We start from the raw sequence: 13,954 nt of genomic DNA, 5'->3' as shown, positions 1-13,954 counted from the left end.
ATCTGTGGTTCCTGACGGAATCCCTGCGCTGGGGCTTCCATAAGAACACGCTGACGGATCTGGATGTGGCTAAGCGCATCATCGACGAGGTGAACCGGGAAGACCTGTGGCGTGAAGCGGCTCAGGAAGCCGGATTTACTGCGGACGTGCCCAGTGGAACCAGCCGGGGCGTAGAAACCTTCTTTGACGGCGTGAAATTCGATCCGGAGAATCCTGAAGCTTATCTCAAGAGCCTCAAGATCAAGGCTGCTTAGGGGTTAGGAGTTGGGGGTTAGGGTGGGAGATTGGAAGAACGAAAAGCGAAGAGCGAAGAGCGAACAACGCAGCCCTGACCCCTGATTCAAGTCGCCCTGTTTCTCCTATGTTCACGCCTATCTTTGCTTAAGCATTCTAACTATGTATTTTCGCTGGCTTTGATCAACGGCAGATCTGGGCTATTTCCGTCCATCTAATTCCGTCAATCTAGCGTTTCATTCGGGAGGTTTTATGGCAGTTGGTATTCATTCTCGTTCTCGTGCTACGGGCTGGCAAAGAACCATGCAGTCTTTTATGAAAGGTTCTGCGTCGAACTTTATCTTACCTATTCTGGGTATTTTGGCGTTTCTAATCATTTGGCAGGTTCTCTCCAGCGCTGGACTGATTGCGCTGCCGGGGCCGCTGCAAGTGATTACGGATGATCGCAGCCGTTATCTGATTACGCATCCGTTTTATTACAACAGCGACCTGGATCAGGGCTTGTTTCGGCAGACGATGATTAGCTTGGGTCGTGTGGCAAGGGGATACATCGCAGCGGCGATTGTCGGAATTACGCTGGGCATCATTGTGGGCAGCAACAAAGTGATTGATAAATCACTCGATCCTCTGTTCCAGTTTTTGCGAATGGTTGCGCCGCTGGCCTGGGTTCCCATTGCACTGGCTGCGCTGCGGCAAAACGAACCGGCGGCGCTGTTCGTGATTTTCATTACGGCGATCTGGCCGATTTTGATCAACACCGCAGTCGGCGTGCGGGAAATTCCTCAAGACTACAAAAACGTGGCCCGCGTGCTGCAAATTTCCAAGCAAAAGTATTTCTTTAAGGTGTTGCTGCCTTCGGCGCTGCCCTATATCTTCACTGGGCTGCGGATTGCCATCGGTCTGGCCTGGCTGGCGATTATTGCGGCGGAGATTGTGATGTCGGGTGTGGCGGGAATTGGCTTCTTTATTTGGGATGCGTATCAGCAGAACTACGTGACTGAAATTATCGTGGCGGTGATCTATATCGGCGCGGTTGGTCTGGCGCTCGATCGCCTGATGGCCTTCATTCAGCGCAAGATTGTGCCGAATGCCTAAGGGTTGGGATGCCGAGGTTCGGGTTCTCGCTTGCGAGAAGGCGAGATGGCGTAATCCTATCCGCGTCCTTACCCGCCAATATTCTGAAGCGCAGTTGCCTCAGTTTCCAAATACTCCAATACCCATTTCTCACAACGTCCTATGTCTCTCTTTGTTGCGGTTGATCAGGTCGAAAAGGTTTTTTCGCTCTCCGGCGGCGGGCAGTATGTCGCGCTGAAGGGCATTGATCTGGAGATCAAAAAAGGTGAGTTTGTTTCGCTGATTGGTCACTCTGGCTGTGGCAAGTCCACGCTGTTGAATATGATTGCGGGGCTGGATTTGCCGACGGATGGTGTGGTGACGCTGGAGGGGCAGAAGGTATCGCGTCCTGGCCCCGATCGCATGGTGGTGTTTCAAAACTATTCGCTGTTGCCGTGGCTGACCGTGCGCGAAAACATTGCGCTGGCGGTGGATGAGGTTTTGACGGATCTGCCTAAGGCAGAGCGGCGGGAGATTGTTGAGCAGCACATCAATCTGGTGGGGTTGCAGCACGCGGCTGACAAGCCTCCAGCGCAGCTTTCGGGCGGGATGAAGCAGCGAGTGGCGATCGCCCGTGCCCTGGCCATCCGTCCTAAGCTGTTGCTGCTGGATGAACCCTTTGGGGCGCTGGATGCGCTGACTCGCGGCAATCTGCAAGAGCAGTTGATGAAGATCTGCGAGGCAAACCAGGTGACGGCGGTGATGGTGACGCACGACGTGGACGAGGCGGTATTGTTGAGCGATCGCATCGTCATGTTGACCAACGGCCCTGCCTCGAAAATTGGCGGCATCCTGGAGGTGGATATTCCCCGCCCGCGTCGCCGTATGGAAGTCGTGAATCATCCCAGCTACTACAGCCTGCGCTCGGAAATTATCTACTTCCTGAATCAGCAGAAGCGGATTAAGAAACTGCGGGCTAAGAAAACGACGGCGATCGCCCGTCATGGCTTAGAAAAGGTCAACCTGGAGCTTGGCTTTGTGCCGCTGACGGCCTGTGCGCCGCTGGTAGTGGCCAAGGAAAAAGGATTCTTTGCCAAGCACGGACTGGACGAAGTATCGCTGGTGCGCGAAAGTAGCTGGCGCGGCATTGTAGACGGTATCGCGGGCGGTTATCTGGATGCGGCCCAAATGCCCGCAGGGATGCCCGTCTGGCTGACGGTCGGCGGACATCAGGACACGCCTTTGCCGATTGTGTCGTCGCTAACGATGACCCGCAACGGCAACGCCGTCACCCTTGCCAAAAAGTTCTACGAACAGGGCGTGTATACTGCCACAGACTTCAAGCGGATGCTGCTGGAATCGACCGAGCAGCAGCATACTTTGGGCATGGTGCATCCGTCGTCGATGCATAACTTACTTTTGCGCTACTGGCTGGCATCCGGTGGCATCGATCCCGACCGGGATGTGTCGCTGAAGACAATTCCACCGGCGCAGATGATTGCGGATTTGAAAGCCGGAACGATCGACGGCTACTGCGTCGGCGAACCCTGGAACCTGCGGGCAGCAATGGAGGATGCGGGCTTCACCGTTGCAACCGACCTGGAAATTTGGCAGGGACATCCCGGCAAGGTGCTGGGCGTGCGCGAAGACTGGGCAAATACCCATCCGAACACGCACATCGCGTTGGCGAAAGCACTTTTGGAAGCCTGTCGGTATTGCGCCGACCCAGAAAACGAACCAGACGTGCGATCGCTCTTGGCCCGGCGAGAATACATCAGCACGAATATCGATTACATCCATCTGGGCGACCCCAATACATTCGTGTGCAACCTGGATCGGCCCATGCGCGAGTATGCCCATCATCTGTTTTTTGGCGACGGTGTGAATCGTCCCAGCCGGACGGAGCATCTGTGGATGATGACGCAAATGGCCCGCTGGGGCGAGATTCCCTTCCCTCGCAACTGGATGGAAATTCTGGAGCGCGTCTGTCGTGTGAGTGTGTTCAGCACTGCCGCGAGAGAACTGGGCATTCTGGACATCAAGTATCATCGCGGGCCAATCACCCTGTTCGATGGCGCAACGTTTGATGCCGAAGATCCGATTGCTTATCTGAACAGTCTGGAGATCAAGCGCGACTTTAGCGTTGCCGAAGTCGCAATCGACTCGCGTCCCCTTGTTGCGGCTTAGGGCAGGTGTTAAAGCCCTTCGATCCCCCCTAGCCCCCCTTAGAAGGGGGAAACCGAGCCGAACCACTCCGGAAGTCCCCCTTCATGAAGGGGGATTTAGGGGGATCGACTCAAGGCAATCGACGACCTAGAAAGTTTTAGAGCGCTGCTTAGAAGTTAGGAAACCGATTCTCCTAAATCTTTCCTAGTTAAGGTAATTGCCGAACCAGTTCCCGGCTTGTCCTTCCCGTATTCCTCCCAATCTTCCTATGCAAGTCATCACTAGTGCTTCACCGCTTTCCAAAATTCATTCCATCGCTAGAGATATGCCGCTCCTATCCCTTGAAAACATTAGCAAGGTCTACCCTACGCCCAATGGGCCCTACACTGTTCTCGAAGATGTGAATCTATCGATTCATGCTGGTGAGTTTATCTGTGTCATTGGGCATTCGGGCTGCGGAAAATCGACTCTGCTCAACATGGTGTCAGGATTTAGCACGCCAACGACAGGTAGCGTGTTGCTGAAGGGTGTGCCCATTGTGAAACCAGGGCCGGATCGGATGGTGGTGTTTCAGAACTATTCCCTGCTGCCCTGGCTGACGGCGTTTGAAAATGTTTATCTGGCGGTGGATGCTGTTTATCCTGAGAAGCCGGAAGCCCAGAAACGGGCGATCGCCCGCGATCATCTGGCGCTGGTGGGGCTGTCCGACGCGATGGATAAGAAACCGCCCCAGCTTTCTGGAGGGATGAAGCAGCGAGTGGCGATCGCCCGCGCCCTGGCCACACGCCCCGAAGTGCTGATTCTGGATGAACCCTTTGGCGCACTGGATGCCATCACCAAGGAGGAATTGCAGGAGGAACTGCTGACCATTTGGAATGAGCATCGCTGCACTGTGCTGATGATCACCCACGACATTGACGAGGCGCTGTTTCTAGCCGATCGCCTGGTAATGATGACCAACGGCCCGGCTGCGAATATCGGCGAAATCCTCACGATTCCTTTTGCGCGTCCTAGAAATCGGGAGCTGATTATGGAAGATCCCGAATACTACAAACTGCGGAACTACGCGCTGGATTTCCTCTACAATCGCTTCGCCCACGATGATGTGTAGAAGCCAGCTCGTGTAGAAGCTCGCCTATGTAGAAGCCAGCGAGAAGGAGCGGGCATAGAGGCAAGATAGAGCGTTCAACCGCTCACGCAATGGCAGTCTCCAGTCAGTCTGCTTCGGCTGCGGTTGTCCCCTATTTAGAAGGTGGGGTATGCTGCGACTAGGTTTTCGACCCATCTCCGGTCGGAAGCTTCTCGGAAGCTTCGGAAACTGAGGTTTCCCTGTCTGCTAGCACTGTCACCCTAAGCCGAACGCTATGCGTGCTTTATTGCTCTATCCGCTCTTTCCCAAGTCTTTTTGGTCCTACGACAAAGCGCTGGAACTGATTGGCCGCAAGGTATCGCTGCCGCCGCTGAGCCTGATCACCGTGGCGGCGATTTTGCCCCAAACCTGGGAATTTCGCCTGGTCGATCGCAACGCGGGCCCCGAAACGGAGGCAGATTGGGATTGGGCGGATCTGGTGATTATTTCCGGGATGATCGTGCAAAAAGATGACCTGCTGGATCGAGTCCGGGAGGCTAAACGGCGCGGCAAGCCTGTGGCCGTGGGGGGGCCCTACGTCACCTCGGTTCCCGAACCTGCGCTGGAAGCGGGCGCAGATTACCTAGTGCTAGACGAAGGGGAGATCACGCTGCCCATGTTTGTGGAGGCGCTGGAGCGAGGTGAGTCGTCTGGCATTTTTCGCGCAAACGGTGAAAAGCCCGATGTTACGACTACACCGATTCCGCGCTTTGACCTGCTAAATCTGGATGACTACAGCGAGATGTCGATTCAGTTTTCGCGCGGATGCCCCTACCAGTGCGAATTCTGCGACATCATCGTGCTGTATGGCCGCAAGCCGCGCACCAAAACGCCTGCTCAACTCCTGGCAGAACTGCAAGCGCTGTATGACCAGGGCTGGCGGCGATCGATTTTCATTGTGGACGACAACTTTATCGGCAACAAGCGCAATGTGAAACTGCTGCTCAAAGAGCTAGTGCCCTGGATGCAGGAGCGAGACTATCCCTTTAGCTTTGTCACCGAGGCATCGGTGGACCTGGCGCAGGATCAGGAGTTGCTGGATCTAATGATTGCTGCGAATTTCAATGCGGTGTTTTTGGGCATCGAAACGCCGGATACCGACAGCCTCTCGCTGACGCAAAAGTTTCAAAACACCCGCAATCCGCTGATCGACGCGGTGAAGACGATCAACCGCTCTGGGCTGCGGGTGATGGCGGGCTTCATCATTGGGTTTGATGGGGAAAAACCGGGGGCGGGCGATCGCATCATTAATTTCGTCGAAGCCACCGCCATCCCCCAGGCGCTATTCAGCATGTTGCAAGCCCTGCCCAACACAGCGCTGTCTCAGCGACTCGAAAAAGAAGGGCGGCTGATCAACCCTGACGAAACCGCCAGCATTCACCAGACCACGCTGATTAACTTTGTGCCCACGCGCCCCATCGAAGACATCGCGCAGGAATACATCCGCTGCTTTTGGGAACTGTATGACCCGCATCGCTACCTAGCGCGGGTCTATCGCCATTTCATCGAAATGCGCCCCAGCCCCAACCGCAAGAAAAAACCGACCATGCTCACGCCGATTGAGATCCGCGCCATGTTCATCCTCTTCTGGCGGCAGGGCATCAAGCGCAGCACCCGCTGGCAGTTTTGGCGGCAACTCTTCTCCATCCTGCGCCACAACCCCCGTGTATATGACCATTACTTGATTAACTGCGCCCACCTAGAGCATTTTCTAGACTATCGGGCGATCGTCCGCGATGAAATCGAAGCGCAACTGGCGACCTATTCACCGACCGAGCTAAAGCAAACCGCGCTGCCTGCCTCTGCCTGAGCGCCTGGAGCGTATTCGCCTTAACCACACCGCTCCAGAAACCGTGCTTCCCTAGTAGAAACTTCGATTTCCCATCCCCCGCTCCATGTTTCTAAACCGCTGGCAGCGCCGCCTGTTGCCGTTTGTTTGCAGCGCCCTGCTGTGCCTGATGCTGGCGATCGCCTGCGACTCCTCGCCACCCGACTCCCAACGCCCAACGGCCAGCCCAGCGGCGGATGCCTCGGCTAGCGTCCTCAAGCTGCTCTACTGGCAAGCGCCGACGATCTTGAATCCGCATCTGTCTAACGGCTTCAAGGACTCGGAAGCCAGCCGCATTACCCTGGAGCCGCTGGCCAGCTACGATGCTGGGGGGAATCTGATCCCGATCTTGGCGGCAGACGTGCCTACGCTGGAAAACGGCGGCGTAGCGGCAGACGGTCGCTCCGTCACCTGGAAGCTGAAGCCGGGGCTGAAATGGTCAGACGGGGAGCCATTTTCAGCGGCGGATGTGGTGTTTACGCATCAGTTTGTGACCAATCCAGAGGTGGCGGCGATTTCGGCGGCGACCTACGAAATCATCGAGTCCGTGGAGGCGCTGGACGAGACGACGGTCAAAATCACCTTCAAGGAGCCGAATCCTGCCTGGAGCAATGTGTTTGTAGGCACAGAGGGGATGGTGCTGCCCCAGCATTCGTTTGCCGAGTATCTGGGCGCACAGTCGCGGGAGGCTCCGGCCAACCTGATGCCTGTGGGCACAGGCCCCTATCGCGTGGTGGAGTTCAAACCCGGTGATGTTGTGATTTATGAGCCAAACCCCAACTATCGCGGGGCAGACTCGCTGGGGTTTTCTCGCGTTGAACTGAAGGGCGGTGCTGCAAACGGGCGATGTGGACTTTGCCTATAACCTGCAAGTGGAAGCGCCGATCTTGGAGCAACTGGCCGGGGCGGGGCGGGGCGAAGTGGTGGCCAACTTTGGCTCGCTGATGGAGCGAATTTTGATTAACTTTTCTGACCCGAATACAGAAGTGGACGGAGAGCGATCGCACGTCAGCCGTCCCCACCCATTTCTCACGGACCCCGCAGTGCGGCGGGCGCTCAGCCTGGCCATCGATCGAGGGGCGATCGCCACCCAGCTTTATGGCCGTACCGGCAAGCCCACGGCCAATTTTCTGGTGGCTCCAGAATCCTTCAGTTCTCCCAACACCACCTATCAGTTTGACCTGGCCGCCGCCCAGCAGTCCTTAGAGGATGCAGGCTGGACAGACAGCAACGGCGACGGCATCCGCGACAAAGACGGCATACCCCTCCAGCTTGTCTTCCAGACTTCGGTCAATCCGCTGCGCCAAAAGACCCAGGAAATCCTGAAGCAGGCGTGGGAATCCATCGGCTTTCGGGTGGAGCTAAAAAGCATTGATGCCAGCATTTTCTTCGACAGCAGCCCCACCAACCCCGACAATACCGGCCACTTTTACGCTGACCTGCAAATGTACACCACGGGCAACACCAACCCCGACCCCGGCTCCTACATGAAAACCTACCTTTGCAGCGAAATCGCCCAAAAAGCCAACAATTGGTCCAAAGACAACGTTTCGCGCTACTGCAACTCCGCCTACGATGCCCTGTGGCAGCAGGTGGCCAGTGAACTCGACCCCGAAGCACGGCGGCAAATCTTTATTCAGATGAACGATTTGCTGGTGACCGATATCGCCGTTATTCCCCTGGTGCATCGCGCAGAAACGGCGGGAGTGGGCGATCGCCTCGCAGGAGTAAACCTGACTCCGTGGGATTTGAACACCTGGAATATTGCCGAGTGGCGACGGAAATAGGCGATCACTGGGTATTGCGAAGCAATCACCGGGTATTCCGAATGCGATCGCCCCGTCCCAGGGGATCTTCTGCCAGGAAGCCGTCTGGCAGGTTGCTGATGGCCCGCTGGAGCGTCACCAGAGAGCGGTTGTAGCCCAGCACCGCCCGCACCAAGTTGACCTCTGCTCGCGTCAGGTCGGTTTGGGCTTGCAGCACTTCAGTTTGGGTGCCCACGCCTGCCTGGAACCGGAGACGCGCCAGCCGCAGCGATTCTCGCGCCTGTTCCACACCCGCTTCGGCAGTGCTGATGTTGGTTCTGTTGGCCTGGAGCGAGTAGTAAGATTGCTCCACTTCCAACCGAATAGCATCGCGGTTGTCTGCAAAAGATGCTTCGGCGATCGCCATATTTAGTTCCTGCTGACGCGCCTGCGCTCTGGCACGCCCCCCGTCAAACAGCGTCATCGAAGCCCGGATGCCAAACTGGTAAATATCTCTAAAGTCTGGATTTTGGTCGTTGGTAGGATTTTCAAACTGATACTGACCAAATAGCGCTACCTGAGGCCCCAAAGCGGCCAAAGCTGCCCGTCGCTGCTGGCGGGCCACATCTCGCTGCACCAACTGTTGCTCCAGTTCTGCCCGGTTTTTATAGGCCAACACGATGCTTTCTTCCAGCGAGAGCGTCCAATCCTCTGCCGGAGTCACCGCATCAGCCGCCACCAGATTCACCGTCTGGGACAGATCAAGTCGGCGTACCAGTCGCCGTCGATTGGTCTGCTGCTCACTCAGCGCTTGCACCAGTTCTTGCTGGGCATTGGCCAACTCGACCTGCGCCTGCAAGACATCAAACCGAGTGCCTACGCCAGCCTGTTCTAGTGCCAGTGCGTCCCGCAAACTTTGCTCCGCCTGTCGTACCGTATCCTGAGCAATCCGGACGTTCTCATCGGCCTCTTGCACATCGTAAAAGTCGTTGCTGACATCCAGCCGCAGTTGCTCAGACAGACGCTCCACCTCTAGCTCTCGCAATCGCACCTGACCTTCAGCCGCGCGAATCGTGGCTGATCGCTGCCCAGAGGTAAACAGGTCATAGTCAACTCGGAGGTTTCCTCCCAAACTGGTCGTAATGTCTGATTCTTGCGGGGGATTGGGGTTGAAGATAGAAGGCTGAGGGCGATCGGTATTTTCTGTAAACGTCAGGTCGGCTCCGATTTGGGCAGTGGGCAGGTTGGCAGCGCGGGCTTCTCGAAGTTGGGCGCGGGCTTGCTCTAGCTCCAGTTCTGCAATCTGAAGCTGGCGGTTGTTGCGTCGGGCCAGCTCGATGGCCTGCTGGAGCGTAATCGGCTGCGGTTCGCTGGTGCGGACTTCTTCGGGGCGGGTTGGAAACAGCAAAGGATTGGGATGGGGTTCTAGGTTTTCTGGAAAGCCATCGGCAAAGGTGCTGGTGATGGGCTGGAGCGGCCGCGCCTCAATTTCCGAGTCTGCTGGAGCCGCTGGAGTCTCAGCAGGCGCAGCGGATGGGACGGGTGCTGGTGCAGAATCGGTCGCGGGAGGAAAGGGAACTGGCTCGGTCTGGGCGACTTGGAGGGACGTTTCAGATGGGGTTGCTGCGGGTGAGGGGCGATCGCCATTGCGTTGACCACCAGCAGCTAGGAGGGCGATCGCCTTTTCGGGTTCAGCGGACTGGGCGATCGCCGTTGTGCCGTCTGGGTCACCTGCGTCTCTCTCTCCCGCAGCGTCTCGCCGAACCCCTCCCAGTGCCGCCAGGGTTGCCCAATCGGCGGCTCGATCTGCCTGCTGCCTGCGTCGCGCCAATGCGGGTCGAATCGAGGGGGATTGGGATTGGGACGCTTCCCCTCCATCAGGTGCAGGTTCTGGCGCGGGTTCCAGGGATGCCGGGGCGGGAATGTTGGCCTCGGCGCGGATGGCTTCGGCAGAGAGCAGGACGGCGGTAACGCTAACGGTAGCAGACAAAAAAATTGAGAGCGATCGCATAACTTCTCGCAAGTGGGAAACAGCCTAAACCAAAGCAGGAACTATCTTCAAACCAAGCTTCAAACCAAGATTTTGAACGGTTCGGACTTTTTCTGCATCACCCAAAGTCCTTAATTTCTCCCTTTTTTGCCTATTTGAAATACACCCTCAAAACAGAGAATCCCAAACTGAATCTCAAGTATCGCCGTGCAGTAATTCACCACAGGTCACACACTGGTTAGCAAGGGGCCGAATCCATAAGAAACAGGCGCAACCTTATGCAGGATAATCTGCAACCCCGACCCAGGTAAATAGTTTTGCAAGTTTTGCGGAGATCCTTCCAGATAGATTACCGAAAATCTGTGAAATCGACAAAACCGCGAATCCTCCTGAGCGAAGCCTTTGCAAATCGCCCCGTTATGCGACCATCCAATCAACCAAAACTTGAGCCTTGCCGCCCGTTTTTAGGTCTTGAAAGCAGTCCCATAGGCACAGTCTGCAAAAAATCTTTTCACTCGCCCGTCCAATGAACTCCAATCTAAATTAATCAGTTCTTCAGATTCATTCCAATGGGGCTTGATTAATATGCGATTTTCCGCATGTAAATTGCAAAACACCTTTCTAAAACAGACAGGACTTAGAGGGTGTTTGAAAAGGTGTCGCCTGTAATGTTAAGCACTCAGAGATCTCCCCTAGCCCCCCTTAAAAAGGGAGGAAACCGCCTTAAAGTCCCCCTTTTTAAGGGGGATTTAGGGGGATCTTGCACGCTTTGCTACAAACAGTAGGACTTTTCAAACATCCTCTTACGCGCACTTGCGATAATCTTTCTGGGTTTTGGACAATTTCTCGCGGGCTGACCACCGAAAAATCCTCCAACTGCGTAAGTCCTAACAGATTCAGCAAAACAAGTCGGCGGAATATCTTGGCGCAGGGATCAAGAGCAGAAATTCACATCCTCCAGAGGCACGACTTCAAACGGGGTCTTGCCGTAGAGCAGACCTCGATCGACTGCCGATAGGATGTAGCCGTTGACCCGTTCGGAAAACAAACAGCGCCCCACCAAATCGGCCACATCAGCCCGGTGGATACTGCCAGCGATCGCCACATCCGGCGTTAGCACTGCGTTACCCGTGGCGGGTTCCGACTTTAGCCCGCCAGGACGCACAACCGTATAGGTCAGCCCGCTGGCCATCAGGTATTCCTCTGCCTGCTCTTTTTCTGCCAAGACTGGCCCCAAGGTTTGCAGCACTTGCGGCGGCAGGGCGATCGCGCTTTTGCCCGCACCAATGGACGACACCAACACAAATTTCTGCACTCCCGCCTGCACGGCCGCGTCGATCAGCACCTTGTTGCCCAAAAAATCGGCCCGCCGCCCGTCTGGCCCGATGCCGCCAATGGTGCTGACTACTGCCCACGGTGGCGCGTTGAAGGGTGGCCCCTGCATAGCACGGTTGACCGCCTCGGCATCCAGCGCATCCCCAATGGCGATCGCCGCACCCAGAGACTCCAACTCTGCCTGCGCGGGCGAGGGGGTTCCATCCGTATTGGTCGGCAGCCGCAGCAGCGCCTGGGTAGGAATGCCCCGCTGCAGCAGCCAACGCGCCAGCTCGAACCCCACACCCCGGCTAGCACCTGCTAAAAAAACATAAGGTTGCTCGGTCATGGCTCCATTCTCAGGCATGATAGGGCGAGAAGATGCATTTTCAACACCCTACCATTCTCTCAACCGCTTGCTTATGGGCACTTCTGTTGACATTACGGCAGCCAACTTCGCGCAAGAAGTGACGCAAAAATCCTACGAAAAACCAGTGCTGGTGGACTTTTTCGCCACCTGGTGTGGCCCCTGCCAGTTGCTCAAGCCGATGCTAGAAAAGCTGTCGCAAGAGTACGATTTCGTGCTGGCAAAGGTGGATATTGACCAAAATCCTGACCTGGCTAATGCCTACGGTGTAGAAGGCGTGCCGGACGTGCGGATTGTGGTGGATGGCGCAATGCAGAATGGCTTTGTCGGCGTGCTGCCAGAACCGCAGTTGCGCGAGCTATTGGGCAAGCTGAATTTGCACTCGATGCTGGAGCAAGGGCTGGCAGAGATTCGGGCGGCGCGGGCTGCGGGCGATGTAAACCAGGTGAAGCAACGGTTCGCAGACCTGATTCAGGCTTACCCAACCGATGCACGGCTGATGCTGGAGGCGGCAGAATTTTTGGTCAGCCAGGGACAAATCGAGTCGGCAGAGAAGCTGCTGTCGCCGATTCCTGAGCGGGACAAAGACCTGTTTCGGCGGGCGCAGGCGGTGCGCGGGCTGATCGCGTTTCATCGAGACTTGGCCAGTCCTGCGGAACCGGGCGAACTGGAGACGAAATATCGGCAAGCAGAGCAGCACGCCCTGGAAGGCAATTACGAAGCGGCGTTTGCAGGCTTTCTGGAGATCGTGGCGGGCGATCGCAAGTTTCGGCAGGACGGGGCCCGCAAGGCGATGATCGTGCTGTTTGACCTGCTGGGCGACGACCACCCGCTGACCCGCAGCTATCGCAAACAGTTGATGCAAACGATGTATTAAGAAACGACGTATTGAGAAACGACGTATTGAGAAATGGCGTATTGAGAAACGACGTATTGAGAAACGGTTCAGGTCATGGGCGACGCACACAACCTGAGCCGGAAGCCCTACGAGCAGCGATCGCTCTGGGCGCGAAAGACCTGGCGCAGATCTCCCGAAAATACGACTCGATAGAAGAAGGGCGACGAACCGCTGCAACTCATGGGCTGGCGATTGGCACGGCGGGGCGAAAACCACGAGTTGGCGGTGACGACGAGCCGCGAACCTGTCCAGGAAAGGCCGGTGACTTCTAGCGAGTTGCTGCGCCCGCTGCTGAGTTGGGCGGTCAGAAACGTCCCGGCGGTGGGTGCGCCGTTGGTGGGGTTGAGCCGCGCCAACACTGCGACTTTGGGGCCGCCGCCGCTGCCGTAGCTGGTCAGCCAGCCCTGGCTGGTAAAGCGGCGATAGTCTTGGTTGGGGGTGCCCTGGGTTCCGGTGGCGCTGAACACGGCATAGAGGGCACTGCTGCCGTCCCACACCAGCCCATAGCCTTCGCCATCGTCGGCTGTGATTTCGTAATCTGCGCGGCACCAGGCCCGCTGCCCACGGTTAAACCGGACAGCGATCGGGTTTTTGTTGTTGGCAGACACCTGGCGATAGCCAATGTAGATGCGCGATCGCCCGATCGTGACCACGGGGCCGCCCTTTTGCCGCACAACGGATTCTGAGTCCTGGCAGGAAAACTCGACGGACTCCCCCACAGAGGCCGAGACGGTGGCCTGGGCAGGCAGGGCGATCGCCAGCCACAGGGGCAACAGTCCGACGGTCAGACTGGCAACGCGGGCAGCACAGCGGGTAAATGGGGCAAGCGGAAAAGACTGCGGGAAACGATTCTCAGACGACGGACAAGGGGCGATCGCCACACTAGAGCAATGGACAGCGTGCTTGGGGACGTGCTGATGATCGGTTGGCATAAAGTTGGGGTGACTGATTGGAAGGAGTGGGATGGGCAGACGCACCCACTATGAGCTTCCAGTTCAGACCCTAGCCGAGCGAGCCGAATCAACGGTTCTGTGAAATTACGGGAGATTTCAGAGGGCGATCGCCCCTTGGTTCCTGGTCTTTACGCAGAGGGGTGTCGGTGGCTGACCTTACAGTTCGCTGCCTACGCCGCGTGCTGCCGATACCACTCGATCGTATTTTTCAAGCCTTGGCGGAACTCCACCTCCGCGGTAAAGCCAAACCTATCCTTCGCCCGCTGCGTATCGAGAC

The 13,954-nt window shown here is 56.7% G+C and carries 8 protein-coding genes and 3 pseudogenes; 7 read left to right on the top strand and 4 right to left on the bottom strand.

The genetic code is table 11. From position 1 onward, the window contains the following. The 6 genes and pseudogenes from IGS51_RS06230 to IGS51_RS22300 all read left to right on the top strand — a co-directional run. A pseudogene (locus IGS51_RS06230) lies at positions 1-254 on the top strand (bicarbonate-binding protein); the annotation flags it as partial. Between the two features lie 295 nt (positions 255-549). Beyond that, complete coding sequence (gene ntrB, locus IGS51_RS06225; RefSeq protein ID WP_297077224.1) at positions 550-1,329, top strand: nitrate ABC transporter permease; 780 nt, start codon at positions 550-552, stop codon at positions 1,327-1,329. A gap of 141 nt (positions 1,330-1,470) precedes the next feature. Next, entirely contained in the window at positions 1,471-3,474 is a 2,004-nt protein-coding gene (locus tag IGS51_RS06220) for a nitrate ABC transporter ATP-binding protein (protein ID WP_297077222.1), read from the top strand. 304 nt (positions 3,475-3,778) lie between these two features. After that, on the top strand, positions 3,779-4,564 hold the full coding sequence (locus IGS51_RS06215; RefSeq protein ID WP_367279278.1) for a nitrate ABC transporter ATP-binding protein: 786 nt from the start codon (positions 3,779-3,781) through the stop codon (positions 4,562-4,564). Positions 4,565-4,817: 253 nt separating this feature from the next. Beyond that, complete coding sequence (locus IGS51_RS06210) at positions 4,818-6,392, top strand: B12-binding domain-containing radical SAM protein (protein WP_297077219.1); 1,575 nt, start codon at positions 4,818-4,820, stop codon at positions 6,390-6,392. Between the two features lie 85 nt (positions 6,393-6,477). Next, a pseudogene (locus IGS51_RS22300) lies at positions 6,478-8,197 on the top strand (peptide ABC transporter substrate-binding protein). Between the two features lie 25 nt (positions 8,198-8,222). On the opposite strand, the gene IGS51_RS06195 reads toward IGS51_RS22300, so the two are convergent. Both IGS51_RS06195 and IGS51_RS06190 read right to left on the bottom strand, forming a co-directional pair. Continuing rightward, a complete protein-coding gene (locus tag IGS51_RS06195) occupies positions 8,223-10,145 on the bottom strand; it encodes a TolC family protein (protein ID WP_297077213.1) in 1,923 nt (640 codons plus the stop codon). A 934-nt stretch (positions 10,146-11,079) separates the two neighbouring features. Then, positions 11,080-11,808, bottom strand: a complete 729-nt coding sequence (locus IGS51_RS06190) for an SDR family oxidoreductase (protein ID WP_297077210.1) — start codon at positions 11,806-11,808, stop codon at positions 11,080-11,082. Positions 11,809-11,881: 73 nt separating this feature from the next. Here IGS51_RS06190 and IGS51_RS06185 point away from each other — a divergent pair, with 73 nt between their 5' ends. Beyond that, a complete protein-coding gene (locus tag IGS51_RS06185; protein ID WP_297077208.1) occupies positions 11,882-12,703 on the top strand; it encodes a tetratricopeptide repeat protein in 822 nt (273 codons plus the stop codon). Between the two features lie 107 nt (positions 12,704-12,810). Here the strand turns inward: IGS51_RS06185 and IGS51_RS06180 are convergent, their stop codons facing one another. Next, positions 12,811-13,656, bottom strand: coding sequence for a hypothetical protein (locus IGS51_RS06180; RefSeq protein WP_297077206.1), 846 nt, complete (start codon positions 13,654-13,656; stop codon positions 12,811-12,813). 191 nt (positions 13,657-13,847) lie between these two features. Further along, a pseudogene (locus IGS51_RS06175) lies at positions 13,848-13,954 on the bottom strand (GDP-L-fucose synthase); the annotation flags it as partial.

It is taken from the genome of Thermoleptolyngbya sp. M55_K2018_002 (assembly GCF_015295965.1).
Lineage (GTDB): Bacteria > Cyanobacteriota > Cyanobacteriia > Elainellales > Elainellaceae > Thermoleptolyngbya > Thermoleptolyngbya sichuanensis.
The sequence above is the reverse complement of the archived record's forward strand: the minus strand, read 5'-3'. Positions and strand labels throughout refer to the sequence as shown.

Excerpts from the sequence above, each read along its gene's own strand:
- ntrB (WP_297077224.1), top strand. The coding sequence starts at position 550 with ATGAAAGGTTCTGCGTCGAACTTTATCTTACCTATTCTGGGTATTTTG.
- IGS51_RS06180 (WP_297077206.1), bottom strand. The coding sequence starts at position 13,656 with ATGCCAACCGATCATCAGCACGTCCCCAAGCACGCTGTCCATTGCTCT.
- IGS51_RS06190 (WP_297077210.1), bottom strand. The coding sequence starts at position 11,808 with ATGACCGAGCAACCTTATGTTTTTTTAGCAGGTGCTAGCCGGGGTGTG.
- IGS51_RS06210 (WP_297077219.1), top strand. The coding sequence starts at position 4,818 with ATGCGTGCTTTATTGCTCTATCCGCTCTTTCCCAAGTCTTTTTGGTCC.
- IGS51_RS06185 (WP_297077208.1), top strand. The coding sequence starts at position 11,882 with ATGGGCACTTCTGTTGACATTACGGCAGCCAACTTCGCGCAAGAAGTG.
- IGS51_RS06220 (WP_297077222.1), top strand. The coding sequence starts at position 1,471 with ATGTCTCTCTTTGTTGCGGTTGATCAGGTCGAAAAGGTTTTTTCGCTC.
- IGS51_RS06215 (WP_367279278.1), top strand. The coding sequence starts at position 3,779 with ATGCCGCTCCTATCCCTTGAAAACATTAGCAAGGTCTACCCTACGCCC.